This window comes from Achromobacter sp. UBA2119 (assembly GCF_002331005.1).
In the GTDB taxonomy this organism is placed as follows: Bacteria; Pseudomonadota; Gammaproteobacteria; order Burkholderiales; family Burkholderiaceae_B; genus Achromobacter; species Achromobacter animicus.
In genome coordinates this window covers 246,531-263,404 of sequence record NZ_DCYD01000018.1, presented here as the reverse complement: position 1 = coordinate 263,404, position 16,874 = coordinate 246,531, and the positions used below count along the sequence as shown (strand labels likewise).

The window sequence follows — 16,874 nt, the reverse complement described above, 5'->3', positions numbered from 1 at the left end:
CCTGCGGCGAACGGATGGCTGACGCTCGAGCGCCCTGCGATATTGTGCTTTTCCCATCTCCGTTGGAATTTCGTGCACCAGCGGCCCCAGCATCTGATGACGCGTTTCGCTCGGGCCCACGCCGTCTACTACGTTGAAGAACCCGTCTGGGAAGACGCCGCCCGCCACGGCTGGCTCGAGTCCAGCCGCGTCGATGGCGTCACCGTCATCACGCCGCACGTGGCGCGGGAAACGGCGGAGCAAGACCAGCGCCGCCTGCTTGCCGAGCTTGTCCGCGAGCACGGCCTTGCCACACCGGTCCTTTGGTACTACACGCCGATGAGCCTGCCGTTTACCGAGGATCTGGACGCCGGGCTCGTGGTGTACGACTGCATGGACGAACTGTCCGCGTTTCGCGGCGCGCCGCCTGAACTCGTCGCGCTGGAACGGCAACTGCTCTCGCGCGCCGACGTGGTCTTCACGGGCGGGCATAGCCTTTACGAATCCAAGCGGCGGCTCCATCCGAATGCGCATGCGTTCCCCAGCAGCGTGGACCGGCAGCATTTCGCGCGGGGCCGAACGTCGGCCAGCATCCCTGCCGACCTGCTTGCGATCCCGTCGCCGCGCATGGGCTTTTATGGCGTCCTGGACGAGCGCTTCGACACGGCACTGCTGGCGCAGGCGGCCGGCATGCGGCCGGAATGGCACTTTGTGCTGATCGGCCCGGTGGTCAAGATCGACCCGGCCACACTGCCGCAGGCGCCCAACATCCATTACCTCGGCTCGCGCGCGTATGACCAGCTTCCCGATTATCTGGCGGGCTGGGACGTTGCCCTGATGCCGTTCGCGATGAACGAGTCCACGCGCTACATCAGCCCGACCAAGACGCCGGAATACCTGGCGGCGGGCAAACCTGTCGTCTCCACGCCGATTGCGGACGTCGTGCGCGCCTACGGCGGCTGCCCCGTCGTGCACATCGCCGCAGACGCGTCGGCCTTCGTCAACGCAATAGCGCTTGCGCTGGAGTCAGCGGCCGAGCCGGACACGGTGGCCCAGCATGCGGACCGCGCGCTTGAGGGCATGTCGTGGGACCGAAGCTGGGAAGGCATCTGCGACGCGATGAACCGCGCCTGGACGAGCTCTGCACGCAAGGCCCGGCATTCGTCCGCGCCGCCGGCCGCGCTGCGCCTGCCGCAAAGTCTGACGCCCACGCACTATGACTGCCTGATCGTCGGGGCCGGCTACGCCGGCAGCGTGCTGGCCGAACGCCTGGCGCGCGGCAGCGGCAAGCGCGTCATGGTGGTGGACCGGCGTCCGCACATCGCGGGCAATGCTTACGACTTCTATAACGAGGCCGGACTGCTCGTGCACCGTTACGGTCCCCACATCTTCCACACCAACTCCGACAAGGTGCTGCAATACCTGTCCCGGTTTACGGAATGGCGGCCCTATGAACACCGGGTCCTGGCCCGCACCGACGGCATGCTGGTGCCCATGCCGATCAACCTCACGACGCTCGAACGGCTGAACGGACGGTGCTTCACCGCCGCCGAGGCCGAACAATTTCTGCAGACGATGGCCGAGCCGGTTTCCGTCGTGTCCAGCGCCGAGGACTTCGTCGTCTCGCAGGTCGGCCGCAACCTGTACGAAAAGTTCTTCCGCGGCTACACCCGCAAGCAATGGGGCCTGGACCCCTCCCAACTGGACCGATCCGTTGCCGCGCGCGTGCCCACGCGGCTCTCGCGCGACGACCGCTACTTCACTGACCGCCATCAATGCATGCCGCTCAAAGGCTACACGCACATGTTCGAGCGCATGCTGGACCATCCCAACATATCCCTTGCGCTCGGGATGGACTTCGAGGAAGCCAAGTCGGCGTTCAGCTATGACGGGCTGATCTATACCGGCCCCATCGACGAATACTTCGGCTACTGCTTCGGCCCGCTGCCGTACCGGTCCCTCAAGTTCCGGCACGAAACGCTGAACGAGGAATGGCACCAGCCCGTCGGCGTCGTCAACTACCCGGCCGAAGACGTCCCGTACACCCGCATCACGGAATACAAGCACCTGACCGGCCAGCGCCACGCCAAGACCGCCGTGACCTACGAGTATCCCAGCGCGCAGGGGGACCCATACTACCCCGTCCCGCGCCCCGAAAACGCTGCGCTGTTCCGGCGGTACCAGGCGCTGGCGGATGCCTGCGAAGGCGTGCATTTCGTCGGCCGCCTGGCGACTTATCGCTACTACAACATGGACCAGGTTGTGGCGCAGGCCCTGTCCACGTACGAGGAGATGGCAAGCCGGCAGGCAGAACCGCGCGGTGCGGTCGTGGCCGAATGAATCCGGGCATGGCGTTTCAGAGCTTCCTGCAGGCGGGGTTCGAATGCTCCTGTCACCGCTTCCCCGATGGCCGGCAGCTTGACCTGATCGAGTCCACGGGCCATGCGAAGTGGGCGGCCCAGGACTACGCCGCCATCGCCGCGCTGGGCATGCGGACGGCAAGGGACGGGGTGCGCTGGCACCTTGTCTGCCCCGCCGCCAACGTATACGACTGGTCTTCGCTTCTGCCGCTGCTGCACGCCGCCCGCGACAGCAAAGTCGAAGTGATCTGGGACCTGTGCCACTACGGCTGGCCGGCGTGGCTGGATATCTGGTCGCCCGCCTTTCCCGAGGCGTTCGCCCGATATGCCGCCGCAACGGCCCGCCTGATTGCCGGAGAAACCGATATGCCGACCTGGTATTGCCCGATGAACGAAATCTCGTACTGGAGCTGGGCGGGCGGCGACATGGCGCACTTCGGACCCTGCACGCTCGGCCGCGGCCTGGAATTGAAACGGCAGCTCGCCCGCGCCGCGATCCAGGCCAGCGATGCAATCCAGGAAGCCGACCCGGACGCGCGTCTGGTCTGCGCCGAGCCGCTGATTGCCATCCAGCCCGCGCAACCCGGCGACGCCCTGGAAGCCGCGGCGGCCAGCGAGGCCCAGTTCGAAGCGCTCGACATGCTGTGCGGACGCGGGCACGCGGACCTGGGCGGCGACGAGCGCTACGTCGACGTCATCGGCTTGAACTACTACCCCCACAACCAATGGCTCCACCGCGGCGCGCCCCTGCCGTGGGACGACGCGCGCTACACGTCCCTTGCCCACCTTTTGCAGGGTTGCGCGCACCGCTACGGCAAGCCCCTCTTCATCGCGGAAACCGGGGCCGAAGGCCTCGCACGCGTCCCCTGGATGCGCTACGTCGCCGACCAGGTCACGCTGGCGCAGGCGCGCGGCGTCGACGTCGCGGGCATCTGCCTGTATCCCGTGACGGACTATCCCGGCTGGGAAGACGACCGCCACTGCCCGACCGGCCTCCTCAGCGCGCCCGCGTCCGACGGCCGGCGCAGCGTGTATGCCCCGCTCGAAATCGAACTGCGCGCGCAGGCGGCACGCGCGGGCCGCGGTCCCGCCGGCCTGCTCCCCGCGCCCGCACGCAGTGCCGACGGAGATTGAGCCATGCCAGACCTGCCCGCCCTCCCCACCCATCCCACGGCCTTTCTCTGGCGATACGTCCGCCAGCGGCCCTGGGCGTTCGGCCTGCTGGGGTTGATCGTCGTCCTGGCCGGAGTGTGCTCCGTGACCGTGCAGTACGCCATGAAGCTCATCGTCGACGCCATGGCGCTGGGCGCAGACGCATCCGTGCAGGTGTGGTGGGCGCTCGGCCTGTTCCTCGTCGTCATCGCCATCGAAGCCGCACTGTGGCGCTGCGGCGGATGGCTGGGCTGCCGCAACATCGTGGCCGCCTGCGCGGCGCTGCGGGTCGAGGTCTTCGAGCACCTGAGCCACCATTCCACCCGCTACTTCCGCCAGCACCACTCCGGCGCCCTCGCCAATCGCATCTCGTCCACCGCAAGCGCCGCCGGCGCCATCTACGGCGCCATGGTCTGGAGCATCGTGCCGCCCTGCGTCGACTTCCTGGGCGCCGTCGTCGTCCTCAGCACCGTCGACTGGCGCATGGCCGCCGCCCTGCTCGGCTTCGTCCTCGTGCTCGCCGCCATCATCATCTCCTTCGGCGCGCGCGGGCGCAGCCTGCACCAGCAGTACGGCGAGCAGGCCGCCCACGTCGGCGGAGAAATCGTCGACGCCATCTCCAACATCTGGGCAGTCCAGGCCTTCTCCGCCCAGGCGCGCGAGCGCGCACGCCTTGAAAAGGCGCTCGGCGAAGAAGCCCGCGCCCAGCGCCGAAGCTGGATGTACGTCGAAAAGGCACGCGTCATCCATGACGCCTGCCTGTGGCTCGTGGCCGGCGGCATGCTGCTCTGGGTGCTGCGCGCCTGGGAACAGGGCCAAGCCAGCCCCGGCGACGTCGTCGTCGTCAGCGCGCTCACCTTCCGCATCCTGCATGGCTCGCGCGACCTCGCGCTCGCGCTCGTCGGCACCGCGCAGCAGTTCGGCGTCATCGCCGAGATGCTGCGCCTGATCGGAAGGCCACACTCCGTGCCCGACGTACCCCACGCCCAACCGCTGCGCGACCCCGCCGGCGCCATCGCCTTCGAAGGCGTCCAATACACCTACCCCGACGGCTGCCATGCGCTGCGCGGCATCACCCTATCCATCCGCCCCGGCATGAAAGTAGGCCTGGTCGGCGCCTCCGGCGCCGGCAAGTCGACCCTGCTCTCGCTGTTGCAGCGCGCCGACGAACCACAACAGGGCCGCATCCTGATCGGCGGCCAGGACATCCGCGAGGTCACGCTGGCAAGCCTGAAAGACGCCATCTCGGTCGTGCCGCAAGACGTCAGCCTGTTTCGCCGGACCATCATGGAAAACATCCGCTACGGCCGGCCCGACGCAACCGAAGAAGACGTCATCACCGCCGCGCGCCAGGCCCATTGCGACACCTTCATCCAGCGCCTGCCCGACGGCTACGCCACCATCGTCGGCGAACGCGGCGCCCTGCTGTCCGGCGGAGAACGGCAACGCATCGGCATCGCCCGCGCCTTCCTCAAAGACGCACCCATCCTGCTGCTCGACGAAGCCACCTCGGCGCTGGACAGCTACTCCGAACAGCTCATCAAGGACGCCCTGGCCGAACTCATGCGCAGCCGCACCGTCGTCGCCGTCGCGCACCGGCTGTCATCCCTGACCCGCTACGACCGCATCGTCGTCGTAGACGCCGGCCGCATCGTCGAAGACGGCTCCCTGGACGAACGCCTGGCCGCCCGCGGCCCGCTGCGCGCACTCTGGGACCTGCAAGCCGGCCACGACCGCCGCATCGGCCAGGACGGCATCCACCCGGTCCCCGCCACCGCCTGACCGAACCTTCCCCCACTATTCCAGGAACCCCAATGGAACTCGTCCGCCCTCCGGAAGATCCGACCGTCCCCCACCGCCTGCGCCGCGCCAGCTTCCTGCTGGGCTTCGCCATGGGCGGTTTCTTCGACGGCATCCTGCTGCACCAGATCCTGCAATGGCATCACCTGCTCTCCAACATACAGGTTGGCCCCCTGGGCAGCCTGACCGCCCAGGTCGCCGCCGACGGCATCTTCCACGCCATCATGTACGTCATCGCAGCCGCGGGCTTGATCGAGCTATACCGCGCCCGCTCCGCCGCCACGACCGGCCCCGCGCTCCGTCCACGATGGGGCCACTTCTGGATCGGCTTCGGCGTCTGGCACATCGTCGACGCGCTGCTCTCGCACTGGATCACCGGCATCCATCGCATCAAGATGGACGCGGAGAATCCGCTGGTGTGGGACTTGGCCTGGTTTGTCGTATTTGGCGTGTTGCCGCTGCTGTACGGCTGGCGCGCACGTAACCATCGCCGTCCGCCGCCCACAGGACGCACGGGCAAGACGTTTGCCAGCTTGTTGGTTGCAGGCGTACTGGCCGGCGGGCTTATGAACCTTTTTCCCTTGCGCGCGGACGCCGACACCACCGTCATCGCGCTGCGGCCCGGCGCATCGCCTGGGGCGATGTTTCAGGCGTTGGCGGATACCGACGCGCGAGTCGTGTGGTCAGATTCTCAAGGATCGGTTTGGGTGATGACCGCGATCCCGATGGGAGAGAAGCTGCGGTTATTTGCGGCCGGCGCGATGTACGTCAGCGGCTCGGTGGCTCCGGCCGGTTGCTCGGCGTGGCTGAAGGCAGGCACCACGTAGCTGACAACCGATTTTTATCCGCAAGCGCGAAGCGTCATCGTCAGACGAAAGACACCGCGTAAGTCCCACCAGGCCGCCCGCGCGGCCGTCGTGGGACGGGCCCCGCAAGACGCTCCACACCCAGAAATCGCCAGCAAGAACCTCAAGAACTCCACCCGCCCCAGCGCCCGGCAAGCTCAAGCCACTCGAGCCCGGCGTGGCGTCGGCCTGGGGCGCGCGGGGCGTGTAGATGCGCCCGAGGGAATCGGAAGGCAGTCGCCGAAGGCGACAACGACGATGACGACGGGGAAGTCCGGAGCGAAGGCTCCGGACCGCAATCGTAGCCCCGCGCGCCCCAGGCCGACGACGCGCCGGGCGTCAAAAGAACCCTGCCCGCCGCCAAACCCAACCAGCCAACCACCTCACCGCCGCGACCGCAGCAACCAACAAGCCGCCCCACCAATCAAGACGGCAGCAGCAACGAGCGAAGTACTAGGCTGATTAACCGCCATCTTGGTGTACATACTCCGACGGCCAACCTGCTGCTCGGCGGAATGCGACCCGCCGCCTTCATACAGCGAATCAGATCCCCCGTCAGCCACCGCGCCACCGCGCTGCTGCCGAAACAGCCATCCAGCCATACGGTCCGCCAGCCCCGGCATATTCTGACCCAGCGTCGAAATAGCCCGCGACGCGCTCCCCACGTACAAATCCCGCGTCGGATGCTCCGCCGCGTGGAGAATCGCATCAGCCACCGCCTCAGGCGCGTAAACCGGCGCCGGCAGGCTAGGCTGAACGTCCATATAGTTCCGCGCGTGCGAAGTAAACCCCGTAGCGATCGACGCCGGCTTGATCAACGTCACCGACACCGGCGCCCCTTCTTCACGAAGCTCCATCCGCAACGCATCCGTAAACCCCTTCACCGCATGCTTGGCCGCCGAATACGCCCCCTGCAGCGGCACAGCCCGATCCGACACCTCGCTGCCCACATTGATCAACGCACCGCCACTTGCCTTCATGTGCCGCACCGCGACCATCGACCCGTACACCACGCCCCAGTAATCCGTATCGAACAGCTTGCGCTGGTCCTCAACCGGCACCGACTCCAGCGTTCCAAAGATCGAAACGCCCGCGTTGTTCACCCACGTATCAACCCGCCCATAACTATCAATCGCGCGTTCCAGAATACGATCGTGATCGTCCTGCACACCCACATCCGCAACCACGCTGATCGCCGATCCGCCGCCGCGCACGATATCGTTCAGCACGCTATTCAGCCCGTTCTCCTGGCGTCCCACCAACACCACCTTCGCCCCGCGTTCAGCCGCCATCTTCGCTGTCGCCGCGCCGATGCCACTGCTCGCGCCCGTAATCACCATCACCTGCTCACGTAGCGGTTTCAGTTTCAATTTCATTGAGTGCTCCCGGTTGCCAACGCGGAAATCGCGCTGCGAATCGGGCCAGCAATCCCCATTCCTGAAACGCGCCCCGAACGCCGAAGTTCGACCCTCGCATCAGGCGCTGGTTCCCGCGGGCCGTTCTTATCGCGGGCTACACCGCAATCATCATCATTCGGATGCGCGAATTCTAGATATAGCCATTCGGACCGTTGTCGAAAAATTTACCGATGCGAGCAGCGTTGGTAATCGCCGTCGTAGGACGCCTGGTGGTCGCGGCCGACCGGCCCTCCACCGCAACGACCGCCGTGCTGCACCCGCCTCGGCGGACCATGCGGGCGCCTCGTTGCCGGCCGCATTCCGGCGCTGGTGCGGCTGGCGGGCCGAGCTCGGTGCGATCGCTTTCGTGGCTTTCCTGGCGATCTCTTATCTGATGGTCTTCGAGCAAGCGTGATCGCGAAAAAGTCAGGCCGCCAGGAACATTTGTTGCGGCATCGGTTCGCTGTCCGCGGCTTGCAAGAGGACAGATCCAACCACGGAGCACACACCCTGCGGCACACGTCCAAACGCGCCGCGCACACGCATCCCGGCAGAGCGCCGGGTATCAGGAGAACGTTATGTTTGCACACAACAAGCGACTGCAATACACGGTACGTGTCAGCGAGACCAACCCGGGTCTTGCCAATCTGTTGCTGGAACAGTTTGGCGGACCGCAGGGCGAACTGGCGGCGGCCTGTCGCTATTTCACGCAGGCGCTGGCCGAAGACGATCCGGGCCGCAAGGACATGCTGCTCGACATCGCCACGGAAGAACTGAGCCATCTGGAAGTCATCGGCACACTGGTCGCCATGCTAAACAAGGGCGCCAAAGGCGTGCTGGCCGAAGCCACCGAATCCGAAGCCGAGATCTACCGGCGCCTGAACGGCCCGGGCAACGACTCGCACGTCACGCAGGTGCTGTACGGCGGCGGTCCGGCATTGATCAATTCGGGCGGCCAACTCTGGAATGCCGGCTACATCGACACCATCGGCGATCCGTCGGCGGACCTGCGGTCCAACATCGCCGCCGAGGCACGCGCCAAGATCATCTATGAGCGCCTCATCAACGCCACCGATGATCCGGGCGTCAAGGACGCGCTGGGCTTCCTCATGACCCGTGAGGTGTCACACCAGCGCTCCTTCGAAAAGGCCCTGTATTCAATCGAGCCGAACTTCCCGCCCGGAAAGCTGCCCGGCGACCCGCGCTTTGCCTCGGTGTACTTCAACATGTCGCAAGGCGACGGCGACACGCGCGGACCGTGGAACAGCGACGCCAACTTCGAGTACATCTCGGATCGCGAGGAACAGGGCGCTATCGACGGCGACGGCATGCCCAACGTCAACCTGACAGAAGACGAAGTGCTGGCCCTGCAGGCCATGGCGGCCCGCACGGCGTCGGACCCGAGCAGCGACCCGGTGACGGGTACGGAGCTCGGTCAGGTGAATGCGGCCGACGAACTGAAGCAGCCGTAACGCGACGCGCCGCAGCACGGCGCATCTCTTGCCCGCCCCGCCCTTTCGGCCGGGCGGGCTTTCATTATTTGCGGTCGGCCGGCTGACCTTCTCCGGACCGGTTGTCCACGGGCGGCGCGTCCGGCGTGGCGCGGCCCGGGTCCCATACATCCGCGGGGTCCATCCCCGGCGGAAACTGGCGCCCCGCGCCAGTGCGGTTCGGGTCGGCCGGGCGGTCCGACAGCGTGCGCTCGCCGGGCGGCACCGGCTTGCGATCCGCGTCGGCGGGATCGTCCTGGTGGGAATGGGGTTTCGTGCTCATGGTTCATCTCCTTGGGGTGTGTTCAGGGCCAGGACGTTTCCTGCATCGGCAACACCATCACCTCGGGCACCACGGTTTCCGGCGGTTGCGTCAATACGAAGCGAACCGCACGCGCGACGTTGGCGGGATCCTGCAGCGTGCTCGTATCGATATCCGGAAGCCGGTCCAGGAGGAACGGCGTGCGCATGCCGCCGGCTATGACGGCGCTGACCTTGATACCCATTCCGCGCAGTTCAGCATGCAGGGCATGCGACAGGCCTAGCAATCCCCACTTGCTGGCGTGGTAAGCACTGGCGTTTGGCCACGCGCGCCGCGCGGCGGTAGAAGCCACGTTCACGATATGGCCGCCGGGGCTGAGGCGGTTCTTGCCCAGCTTTGCCATCAGGAACGGTCCTGTCAGATTCGTGCGCAGCACACGCTCCCAGACGTCGGGATCGAGTTGGTCGATGGACGCGGTGACATCGACGCCGGCGCTGTTCACGATCGCGTCCAGCTTGCCGAACTGCCGCACGACTGCGTCCATGCACTCGGCGACGTCGGCCGCCACGCCCACGTCCATGACGCAGGCCATGACGTCCGCGCCGCCTTCTTTCAGCTTGCCCGCGACAGCATTGGCACGCTGCTCGTCGATGTCGCTGACCGCGATACGGGCCCCTTCGGCCGCAAGCTGCTCGCACAGCGCCGCACCCAACCCGCTGCCGCCGCCGGTCACAAGGATTACCCGTCCGTCAAGACTCTCGAATTCATGCATGGTTGCGCTCCATTAAGCCGCGATGCGTGCGGCGGTCCGACCTTCTTTGATCTACGCGCAAGAACTCCGAATGCTGCGATGCGTATTGACCACGCAGAGCCTGCATGCACCAATACCCCGAAAGGCGAACAGGAGGCACACATGGCGAACCCAGCATATAAACGGGTCATGGAGGTGGTGGCAGCAGCCGCCGATGGCACCACGTACCGGATCGACAGATATTGCTCGCAGCCTCAGGGCGATGCGAAGACCAGTTCCTATTGCTGCCTGCCTGACGGGCAGCTCGTGACATGGCAGGGCGACGGACATTACAAGCTGCCCGACGGTACGATCGTCACGATGGTGGCATCACGACTGTGCTCATAGTGCACTCAGACCGGATGAAACAGCGCAGCTACATCCCGCGAATCAACAGCCCAACGATGAAAAGCACGGCCACGGCGCCAATCCAGACGGCCAGCATCAGCCAGGGTCCCCGGCCAGTCTTGGCGCCGCGCCGCGCCGGGCGGGCGCGGGTGGAAGTATCGTCAACAGGTTTCATGATGCGCTCCCGGATATCCGAGCCCGGCCGGTGACGCGATGACGGCCCTGAACCACGAAGGACACAGGGCCGCACCAGCATCGCTACCGGCTTCATGCAGGTTGCAATTACTTTGCCTTGCCCGCCTTGGCCGCTTCCGCATTGGTCTGCTGCAGCGCCAGCATGCTCAGCTTCTCGTCGGTGGCCTTTTCTTCGGCCAACGTTTCCTTCAACAGCGTCAGTGCTTCGGTCTCGCCCAGTTGCTTGGCGAAGGTGCAAAGCGTGCCGTAGCTGGCGATCTCGTAATGCTCTACCTTCTGCGCCGCAGCGATCAGCGCAGCATCGCGCACCGGGCCTTCCTCAACGTCTTCGATGACGTCTTTGCCTTCTTCCACCAGGCCTTCCATGGCGGCGCACTTGATCCGCTTCAGCCTGAAATCCGCGCCTTCGACGATCTTGTCGATGCGTTCGATCTGTCCGCGCGTCTCTTCAAGGTGCGTGGTGAAGGCTTCGGCCAGTGTGGGGTCAGTAGCGGCGCGAGCCATCTTCGGCAGGGCGCGCGTCAATTGCTTTTCGGCGCTATACACATCCGATAGCTCGTGAATAAACAGGTCCTTCAACGTCTTCTGGCTCATGATCACTCCTGTGTGTGGATCGATGTGGGAAGCGGGCCTTGCCCGTGCGGTGAACAGCAAGGCGCATGCCGGTGAGCGCTGCTGCAATAGCGGACGGGCAGGCCCGCTTGATCGATCAGGCGCCGGTGCGGACACCGGCGCGTCTCAACGTATTCACTTCTTGGCCGACACGCTTTGCTGCAACGTCTTCGCCGCTTGCAGATGCTGCTGCAGGCTGGGCAGCGTTTCGATCGCAAACTGCTTGACCTCCGGATCCTTCACTTCCTTCGAGGCCTTCTCGAACAGCTTGACCGCGTCTTCGTGCGCGTCGACGCCGATCTCGTCGGCGTACGCCTTGTCGAACCCTTCGTCACGCAGTCCCAAAGCCTTGAGTTTGGCGGTCTGCATCATCGAAGGATCCTTGGGCGGCTCGAAACCCTTGCTCTTGGCCAAGGCTTCGAGCTGCTGGGCCACCTTGGTGTGATCGTCGATCATCTTCTGCGCAAATTGCTTGACCTCGGCGTTCTGCGACTTTTCCAACGCCATCTTGCTGCCGGCAACCTCGAGATGGCCGGACTCCGCGGCGTCTGTCAGAAAGCCGCGCGCCTCGTTGTCGAGCTTGTTCGTTGCAGCGGGCACCTGGGCGCCAGGGGCTGCGGGGGTTTGCGCAAGTGCCACCGAACTCATGCCGAGGACAATTGCAGCGCCAAGCCCTGCCTTCAAAAGACGGTTTTTCATTCGGACCTCCAGTAGAAAATAAGTCGCCGGCTGTCGGCCTGATGCCGCCCGGCGAACAAGGAACATCCAGCAAACGTCATGCCCGTCCGCCCCGGGAAGCGCGTCCCGCCAGCGACGCGTCCGCGTTCGCCATCAGCCAAAATCGCCCTCGCCCACCTGGATAGGACCGTCGGTTGGCACCCACTGCGTGCGGTGCGCCAGTTCGCGTAGCGCATCAGCGCCGCTTTCGAATGCACGCAGCAATTCCGGCGCGGTGTCATCGGCGGCGCCGAACCGCTGCCGCAGCACATCGCCCGATATCTCGAACTGCCGCGTCACACCGGCCGTTTCCATCTCGAAAACGATGGCGTCGCCTTGTGCTTTCGCGTTGGTCGCTTTGGTGAATTTCATTTCGGTCCCTCCTCGCGAGTGGTTGTCGGAGACGCGCCTTGCGGCGGCGCGCTTGCGGCAAGGGCAGCAAGTCGTGTTCCGTCACACCGCGCACGTCAAATCTTCCGATCGTGTAGAAATCGCAGCAGTGCATGCGCATCAGCACGCGCGACGCGCCGTCATCTTTCCGCCACGCGCGACGGGAACAATAGTTGCGGCGATCCGGTTGTCACAGCGGCAGGGTTACCGGTCTCTGGTTGGGGAGTCCGGTGGCTGGCACGGCCTCGCCACGTCGCTGTGACCTTTGCGTTTTGTTGGACCGTGAGTCTTCGCCCCGCATCGCGCGGGGCGCTTTTTTGCGGCAGAAATAGCGTGTTTTACGGCGATGTAACAAAGAAACGCAGCGTTACACGCCCTCCGTTGCGCGAGCGCAGTGCCATCGGCACACTAGCTGCTCGCATCTTTTGGGAGAGTTGCCATGCAAGTGGATATCCAGAAGTTGGGAGCAGACGCCGCGCGCCAAGGGTTGACCCTTTTGGATTGCCCCTACCTTCGCACCGCAGCCATGCCTGCGCAGACCGGCGAATCAGTCCATGAATGGCGCAGCCGCGTCGAGATGTGGAAAGCCGGCTGGAAAGACGGCGTCAGATCTCGCGTCGTCGGCCGCGCGCCGTCATCCCCCTTCACGATCACCCGCAGGTAGTCACTGCCTGCGGTGCGTATCCCGCCAGGGCCCTGGGCATCGTCCAGGGCCCGATTCATTTGAAGAACCGGCGGGCTTTTGGCGGCGCGTTTTCATGGACATGTTCGCTTTCGGGCCTTGGTCGGGAATTCTTGCACTTTGTTGCACCCGCACGGAGGCAGTTTTTGCAAAATCCCGAGCAGGAAATTTTCCGAACACCACGCTCTGGAGCGCACGATGAATACTGAAAAGGGTATTTGCGTAGATGGATTCAAAGTCCACTGCGATGTCATTGAGTTGCCGAGCGGCAAGTATCGGCTCGACGTCACGACCCGGCGTGACGGCGAACACGACGGGAAGGCCGTCTGGCCCATCCCCAGCGGCAAGCTGTTCTCGGCGCAGCACGAGGCCGAGCGTCACGCCAAATGGATCCTCAAAGGCATCCGGCGCGTCGACGCCAGCGGCGCCCCGCAGTTCTGCCTGACCTGATCTTTGCAAGACCCGGCGCATTGCGCGCTTAAGTCTTCTGGAGCGCCCTCGGGCGCTCTTTTTACATTGACCCCGCCCCCGCCACGGGTCCGGGCACGCGCATTGCTCTGGCGTCACGGCCCTGTAGTGTCAATGCGCTATCGCACCACCGCAGAACTACAGCACGACATGGCCGGCAGCCCGGAAACGATGCGCCGGCCCTTCAAACCGAGGAGCATCATGAAACGGCCACGCCACCGCACGCAAAAGGATTCAGCGCTTACGGCATACGCATGGCCATCTTGGGCGCTGACGTCGCGACGCTTTCCGGGATCGCGTTAAGTGCCCCGCCCCGCCGTGCAGGACGGCCAAACCCTGCCGGATCCGCGCGCGTCCATGCTCAAGGGCCTGCTCGGAACCAGTCTGCTCGCACTCAGCGCGTTCGGCGTCTTCGCGCTGTGGCGTTACCTGGACGCCTCGCATCCGGCGGTAGGTGCGGCGCTGCTCGGCGGCTTGCTTGCCGCTGGCGCCACCGCGCTGGGCGCATTGCCGGTGGCCTTTTCGCAACGGGTGCCCGAACGGGTCCAGGACACGTTGCTGGGATTCGGCGCCGGCATCATGCTGGCCGCCTGCGCCTTTTCTCTCATTATTCCGGGCCTGGACGCCGCCCGCGAGCTCGGCAGAGGGCCATGGGGCGCCGGACTCTCCATCGCCGGCGCCATCCTGCTCGGCGCGTCGGCGCTGCTGATTCTGGACCGCGTCCTGCCGCACGAGCACTTCGTCAAGGGCAAGGAAGGCAAGCCCGCCCGCAACCTGCGGCGAACGTGGCTGTTCGTGTTTGCAATCACGCTGCACAACTTTCCCGAAGGCCTGGCGATCGGCGTCGGTTATGCCGGCGCAGACCCCGTGCAGGCCGGCTCGCTGGCCTTGGGGATCTCGATTCAGGACGTGCCCGAAGGCCTGGTGGTGGCCATCGCGCTGCTGGCCGCCGGCTACCGGCGCGCATTCGCGGTGGGATTCGGCATGGCCTCCGGCCTGGTGGAACCGCTGGGCGCAGTGCTGGGTGCAACCATCGTCGGCTGGTCGGCGTCGTTGCTGCCGTGGGGGTTGGGCTTTGCCGCGGGCGCCATGCTGTTCGTCATCAGCCACGAAATCATTCCCGAGACCCATCGGAAAGGTCACGAAGTCCCTGCCACCTGCGGCCTGATGCTGGGATTTGTGCTGATGATGGTGCTGGACACGGCCCTGCAGTGAGGTCAGGCCGGCGATACGGCTTAACCGGTATAAACGCGTCATTCCGCCCTTTGGTGCAATGTGCGTTGACGACGCTCATCCGTTTTCAGTAATTTAGGACGGTGAGCCTTGCGCTCACGTTTTTTGTATAGGCCGTTTTTGTCCGTGTCTCAGTAAGCCGTTTCGTCTGCAAGCCAACCCCCAGGAGCTCGAATATGAAGAAGCACCTACTGATGATTGGTCTTATTGGCTCAATGACCTTCGCGGTCACCGGCCAGGCAGCTGATGCGAAAAAGCCTCTCGCGCTATGGCAATGCCAGGATTTCCTAGGCGTCCAAGAGACCTATCGCCCCGTCGTCGTCAGCTATGCAGAAGCGCTTAACAACAAGGGCAAGCCCGAAGAGGCCGTGCTTGACGTCGAGGGCATCAGCACCCGCACGCCGATGCTCGTCAAGCAGTGCAACGAAAACCCCAAACAGATGCTGCGCGACGCCCTGGCGGGTCTGAAGAAATAATTGTTCGCGCCCCCCTGGAGCCTGCGCTCCGGGGGATTTGGCTGCATCGGCGACTGCTCGGCTTATCTCCTGCGCTTCCCCTCCTTCCGCGCCCGTCCGGCGCTCCGCAATCTCCCCTGTTCTTAAAAACCACGCCCCCAGTGCGAGGTGCCTGCACGCGCCGTGCTGCGCTGCAAGGAACAACATTTGCTGCGGTCGCGCTTCCTGCAACTGGAGGCCCGACGATGAATTCATGGATTTTTGGAGACTGGATCAACGCACATCCGCTGGCGCTGTGGATCATCGCGCTGGGCGTGGGCGCGGTGCTGTTCATGGTGCTCGCCACCGTGCTGAAGGTGGCGCGCGCGCGGCTGGAGGCGCGCGCGCAACTGCCCGGCCACGGCTTTGCCAATGCCATGGCCCAGATCCTTCGCCGCACCAACTGGGTGGTGTTGGCGTTGCTGTGCCTGATGGCCGGCATCGACATCAGCGATGCGCCCATGCCGTGGAGCGGCGCCACGATCAGTCATCTGTGGTTCGTGCTGATGGCGCTGCAAGGCGCGTTGTGGCTGGAACGCGCCGTGGACGTGATGGTGCGCCGCGCCGTCCTGGCGCGTGGCGAAGCCAGTCTCGTCACAGCCACCCTCCTCGGCTTGCTGCTGCGCACCTTCGTGTGGGCGGTCGCGTTGCTGGCCATGTTGGACAACCTGGGCGTGAACATCACGGCGCTGGTCGCCAGCCTGGGCATCGGCGGCGTCGCGGTCGCCCTGGCGGTGCAGACCATTCTGAGCGACCTGTTCGCCTCCATCTCCATCGGCCTGGACAAGCCGTTTGAAGTGGGCGACTTCATCGTGTTTGGCGCGGTGGCAGGCAGCATCGAACACATAGGCCTGAAGACCACGCGCATCCGCAGCCTCGGCGGCGAGCAGATCGTGTGCTCGAACACCGAACTGCTCAAGCAGACCATCCAGAACTACAAGCGCATGCAGCAGCGGCGCATCGTCTTCTCGGTGCGCATCAGCTACAAGACCGACGTCGAACGGGCCGCCACCGTCCCGGGCATCCTGCGCGACCGGATCAACGAGCAGGCCGACGTGCGATTCGACCGCGCGCATCTGGCGCGATTCGGCGACAGCGCGCTGGAGTATGAGGCCGTGTATTACCTGATGAGCGCGGACTACAACCGCTACATGGACACGCAGCAGGCGATCAACCTGGGCATCATGCGCTCGCTTGAAGCGGCGGGCATCACGCTGGCGCTGCCGGAGCGCATCGTCCACGTCAACGCGCCCGAATCCGAGGAACCGGCCGAGCCGGTGTTGGCGTCGGCGCGCGGATAGGCACGCGGCTTGCAGCCGGAATGCGTTTTCAAGGAGAACACCATGAACGCCAACCATCCCGGCGGCCGCGATCCGGCCGCAGACGCCCACGATCCGGCGCGTGCCGCCACGAACGCAGACGGCAATCCCGCTCCCGAGCCGTCGACCGAAGACCAGGTTGATATTGCGGATCGTGTGCAGAAGGACTTGGCCAAGGCCAACGACCGGGAGCGCGCCCGGGAAGACGCGTCAGTGGAGCAACAGGCCATTGATGGCAATCCCGCGCCGCAGCCCGACGTGGAAGGCGGCATGTTCAAGCCGGCCGACGACACGCCGGCCGTGCTGCCGGAGAAGTCCGGGCCGAAGCAGTAAACCTTCCG

19 protein-coding genes are annotated in these 16,874 nt (G+C 65.1%); 12 read left to right on the top strand and 7 right to left on the bottom strand.

Annotated elements, in window-relative coordinates:
• The first annotated feature begins 96 nt into the window (after positions 1-96).
• From glf to B3098_RS22210, 4 genes are read left to right on the top strand one after another with little or no spacing between them, the layout of a single operon-like run.
• On the top strand, positions 97-2,319 hold the full coding sequence (glf, locus tag B3098_RS29075) for a UDP-galactopyranose mutase (RefSeq protein ID WP_349677766.1): 2,223 nt from the start codon (positions 97-99) through the stop codon (positions 2,317-2,319).
• A gap of 8 nt (positions 2,320-2,327) precedes the next feature.
• Positions 2,328-3,473: a beta-glucosidase gene (locus B3098_RS22220; protein ID WP_286898981.1), complete on the top strand. Its 1,146-nt coding sequence runs from the start codon at positions 2,328-2,330 to the stop codon at positions 3,471-3,473.
• Between the two features lie 3 nt (positions 3,474-3,476).
• Positions 3,477-5,273, top strand: a complete 1,797-nt coding sequence (locus B3098_RS22215) for an ABC transporter ATP-binding protein (RefSeq protein WP_286898979.1) — start codon at positions 3,477-3,479, stop codon at positions 5,271-5,273.
• Between the two features lie 32 nt (positions 5,274-5,305).
• A complete protein-coding gene (locus B3098_RS22210; RefSeq protein ID WP_286898978.1) occupies positions 5,306-6,118 on the top strand; it encodes a DUF2243 domain-containing protein in 813 nt (270 codons plus the stop codon).
• Positions 6,119-6,519: 401 nt separating this feature from the next.
• Here the strand turns inward: B3098_RS22210 and B3098_RS22205 are convergent, their stop codons facing one another.
• Positions 6,520-7,512 carry an SDR family oxidoreductase gene (locus B3098_RS22205; RefSeq protein ID WP_286898976.1) on the bottom strand — a complete coding sequence of 331 codons (993 nt, stop codon included), beginning with the start codon at positions 7,510-7,512 and terminating at the stop codon, positions 6,520-6,522.
• A gap of 599 nt (positions 7,513-8,111) precedes the next feature.
• Here B3098_RS22205 and B3098_RS22200 point away from each other — a divergent pair.
• A complete protein-coding gene (locus B3098_RS22200; RefSeq protein ID WP_175124313.1) occupies positions 8,112-9,005 on the top strand; it encodes a manganese catalase family protein in 894 nt (297 codons plus the stop codon).
• Positions 9,006-9,069: 64 nt separating this feature from the next.
• Here the strand turns inward: B3098_RS22200 and B3098_RS22195 are convergent, their stop codons facing one another.
• Entirely contained in the window at positions 9,070-9,306 is a 237-nt protein-coding gene (locus B3098_RS22195; protein WP_286898975.1) for a hypothetical protein, read from the bottom strand.
• Between the two features lie 22 nt (positions 9,307-9,328).
• On the bottom strand, positions 9,329-10,057 hold the full coding sequence (locus B3098_RS22190; RefSeq protein WP_175124315.1) for an SDR family oxidoreductase: 729 nt from the start codon (positions 10,055-10,057) through the stop codon (positions 9,329-9,331).
• A 141-nt stretch (positions 10,058-10,198) separates the two neighbouring features.
• On the opposite strand from B3098_RS22190, the gene B3098_RS22185 reads away from it, so the two are divergent.
• A complete protein-coding gene (locus B3098_RS22185; RefSeq protein WP_286898973.1) occupies positions 10,199-10,423 on the top strand; it encodes a hypothetical protein in 225 nt (74 codons plus the stop codon).
• Positions 10,424-10,451: 28 nt separating this feature from the next.
• Here the strand turns inward: B3098_RS22185 and B3098_RS22180 are convergent, their stop codons facing one another.
• The 4 genes from B3098_RS22180 to B3098_RS22165 form a co-directional block, all read right to left on the bottom strand.
• Positions 10,452-10,598: a hypothetical protein gene (locus tag B3098_RS22180; RefSeq protein WP_191579359.1), complete on the bottom strand. Its 147-nt coding sequence runs from the start codon at positions 10,596-10,598 to the stop codon at positions 10,452-10,454.
• Positions 10,599-10,705: 107 nt separating this feature from the next.
• Positions 10,706-11,212, bottom strand: a complete 507-nt coding sequence (locus B3098_RS22175) for a ferritin-like domain-containing protein (protein ID WP_191579358.1) — start codon at positions 11,210-11,212, stop codon at positions 10,706-10,708.
• Between the two features lie 153 nt (positions 11,213-11,365).
• On the bottom strand, positions 11,366-11,929 hold the full coding sequence (locus tag B3098_RS22170) for a DUF4142 domain-containing protein (RefSeq protein ID WP_286898972.1): 564 nt from the start codon (positions 11,927-11,929) through the stop codon (positions 11,366-11,368).
• Between the two features lie 132 nt (positions 11,930-12,061).
• A complete protein-coding gene (locus B3098_RS22165) occupies positions 12,062-12,319 on the bottom strand; it encodes a DUF1488 family protein (protein WP_175124320.1) in 258 nt (85 codons plus the stop codon).
• A gap of 457 nt (positions 12,320-12,776) precedes the next feature.
• On the opposite strand from B3098_RS22165, the gene B3098_RS22160 reads away from it, so the two are divergent.
• The 6 genes from B3098_RS22160 (at position 12,777) to B3098_RS22135 (ending at position 16,866) form a co-directional block, all read left to right on the top strand.
• On the top strand, positions 12,777-13,001 hold the full coding sequence (locus B3098_RS22160; RefSeq protein WP_286898970.1) for a CrpP-related protein: 225 nt from the start codon (positions 12,777-12,779) through the stop codon (positions 12,999-13,001).
• Positions 13,002-13,217: 216 nt separating this feature from the next.
• The gene (locus tag B3098_RS22155) at positions 13,218-13,469 is read left to right on the top strand and encodes a hypothetical protein (RefSeq protein WP_175138674.1); all 252 of its coding nucleotides are present in this window, start codon (positions 13,218-13,220) and stop codon (positions 13,467-13,469) included.
• A 375-nt stretch (positions 13,470-13,844) separates the two neighbouring features.
• Positions 13,845-14,702 carry a ZIP family metal transporter gene (locus tag B3098_RS22150; protein WP_286899285.1) on the top strand — a complete coding sequence of 286 codons (858 nt, stop codon included), beginning with the start codon at positions 13,845-13,847 and terminating at the stop codon, positions 14,700-14,702.
• A 194-nt stretch (positions 14,703-14,896) separates the two neighbouring features.
• Complete coding sequence (hdeA, locus tag B3098_RS22145) at positions 14,897-15,196, top strand: acid-activated periplasmic chaperone HdeA (protein ID WP_056563757.1); 300 nt, start codon at positions 14,897-14,899, stop codon at positions 15,194-15,196.
• A gap of 224 nt (positions 15,197-15,420) precedes the next feature.
• Positions 15,421-16,515 (top strand): mechanosensitive ion channel family protein, encoded by a 1,095-nt coding sequence (locus B3098_RS22140; RefSeq protein WP_286898967.1) that lies wholly within the window; start codon positions 15,421-15,423, stop codon positions 16,513-16,515.
• A 42-nt stretch (positions 16,516-16,557) separates the two neighbouring features.
• Complete coding sequence (locus B3098_RS22135) at positions 16,558-16,866, top strand: hypothetical protein (RefSeq protein ID WP_286898966.1); 309 nt, start codon at positions 16,558-16,560, stop codon at positions 16,864-16,866.
• Positions 16,867-16,874: the final 8 nt, after the last annotated feature.

Excerpts from the sequence above, each read along its gene's own strand:
- glf (WP_349677766.1), top strand. The coding sequence starts at position 97 with ATGACGCGTTTCGCTCGGGCCCACGCCGTCTACTACGTTGAAGAACCC.
- B3098_RS22220 (WP_286898981.1), top strand. The coding sequence starts at position 2,328 with ATGGCGTTTCAGAGCTTCCTGCAGGCGGGGTTCGAATGCTCCTGTCAC.
- B3098_RS22215 (WP_286898979.1), top strand. The coding sequence starts at position 3,477 with ATGCCAGACCTGCCCGCCCTCCCCACCCATCCCACGGCCTTTCTCTGG.
- B3098_RS22210 (WP_286898978.1), top strand. The coding sequence starts at position 5,306 with ATGGAACTCGTCCGCCCTCCGGAAGATCCGACCGTCCCCCACCGCCTG.
- B3098_RS22205 (WP_286898976.1), bottom strand. The coding sequence starts at position 7,512 with ATGAAATTGAAACTGAAACCGCTACGTGAGCAGGTGATGGTGATTACG.
- B3098_RS22200 (WP_175124313.1), top strand. The coding sequence starts at position 8,112 with ATGTTTGCACACAACAAGCGACTGCAATACACGGTACGTGTCAGCGAG.
- B3098_RS22195 (WP_286898975.1), bottom strand. The coding sequence starts at position 9,306 with ATGAGCACGAAACCCCATTCCCACCAGGACGATCCCGCCGACGCGGAT.
- B3098_RS22190 (WP_175124315.1), bottom strand. The coding sequence starts at position 10,057 with ATGCATGAATTCGAGAGTCTTGACGGACGGGTAATCCTTGTGACCGGC.
- B3098_RS22185 (WP_286898973.1), top strand. The coding sequence starts at position 10,199 with ATGGCGAACCCAGCATATAAACGGGTCATGGAGGTGGTGGCAGCAGCC.
- B3098_RS22180 (WP_191579359.1), bottom strand. The coding sequence starts at position 10,598 with ATGAAACCTGTTGACGATACTTCCACCCGCGCCCGCCCGGCGCGGCGC.
- B3098_RS22175 (WP_191579358.1), bottom strand. The coding sequence starts at position 11,212 with ATGAGCCAGAAGACGTTGAAGGACCTGTTTATTCACGAGCTATCGGAT.
- B3098_RS22170 (WP_286898972.1), bottom strand. The coding sequence starts at position 11,929 with ATGAAAAACCGTCTTTTGAAGGCAGGGCTTGGCGCTGCAATTGTCCTC.
- B3098_RS22165 (WP_175124320.1), bottom strand. The coding sequence starts at position 12,319 with ATGAAATTCACCAAAGCGACCAACGCGAAAGCACAAGGCGACGCCATC.
- B3098_RS22160 (WP_286898970.1), top strand. The coding sequence starts at position 12,777 with ATGCAAGTGGATATCCAGAAGTTGGGAGCAGACGCCGCGCGCCAAGGG.
- B3098_RS22155 (WP_175138674.1), top strand. The coding sequence starts at position 13,218 with ATGAATACTGAAAAGGGTATTTGCGTAGATGGATTCAAAGTCCACTGC.
- B3098_RS22150 (WP_286899285.1), top strand. The coding sequence starts at position 13,845 with ATGCTCAAGGGCCTGCTCGGAACCAGTCTGCTCGCACTCAGCGCGTTC.
- hdeA (WP_056563757.1), top strand. The coding sequence starts at position 14,897 with ATGAAGAAGCACCTACTGATGATTGGTCTTATTGGCTCAATGACCTTC.
- B3098_RS22140 (WP_286898967.1), top strand. The coding sequence starts at position 15,421 with ATGAATTCATGGATTTTTGGAGACTGGATCAACGCACATCCGCTGGCG.
- B3098_RS22135 (WP_286898966.1), top strand. The coding sequence starts at position 16,558 with ATGAACGCCAACCATCCCGGCGGCCGCGATCCGGCCGCAGACGCCCAC.